At 57.9% G+C, this 677-nt stretch carries 1 protein-coding gene; it reads right to left on the bottom strand.

Annotation, left to right across the window (positions count from 1 at the left end; genetic code table 11):
• Positions 1-677 (bottom strand): IS256 family transposase (locus tag ACHHTY_RS12060; protein WP_395494418.1); only part of this gene is annotated, 677 nt, incomplete at both ends.

Raw genomic sequence — 677 nt, 5'->3', positions numbered from 1 at the left:
CCGTCGGGAAATGCCCCGACCACCCGGGTTCGGCGCCGGATTTCCCTCATGATCCGTTCCAGGGCGTTGTTGGTGCGGATACGTAAGCGGTGCTCACGGGGGAAATCATAGAAGGAGAAGGTTTCCACGATGGAGTCCTTTATCTTCTTGGCTGCTTCTTTCAGCTTCATGGCCTCCAGCTTGGCGATCACCGCCTTGGCTTTTTCCGCGGCCGCTTCCTTGTCTTCAGAGGCGTGGATTGCCTTGAGCATGGCCGCCACTTCCGCCATCCTTTTCGCCGGCACCACACTGAAAATATTGCGATAAAAATGAACCATGCAGCGCTGCCACTTGGCCGCCGGATAAAATTCCGCCAGGGATTCCACCAGGCCCAGGCAGGCATCGGTGATAAACAGGCGGACACCCGTTAGCCCGCGCTCTTTCAGGTGGCGCAGGAAACCGGACCAACCGGCCTTGTCTTCCTTGGCGCCTTCGCATACCCCGAGGATCTTGCGATAGCCCGAGCTGTTTACCCCGATCGCCACCAGCACCGAGACATTGCTGACCTCACCGGCCCAGCACCGTTTAAGCACGATCCCATCAAGGTAGACATAGGGAAATTCCTCCTTGATCTCCCGGTTCCGCCAGGCCTCGATGTGCTTGTAAACCTTCTGGTTGAGATTGCTGATGGTCCCGGG

The organism is Desulfurivibrio nitratireducens (assembly GCF_044068515.1).
Classification (GTDB): domain Bacteria; phylum Desulfobacterota; class Desulfobulbia; order Desulfobulbales; family Desulfurivibrionaceae; genus Desulfurivibrio.
The sequence above is the reverse complement of the archived record's forward strand: the minus strand, read 5'-3'. Positions and strand labels throughout refer to the sequence as shown.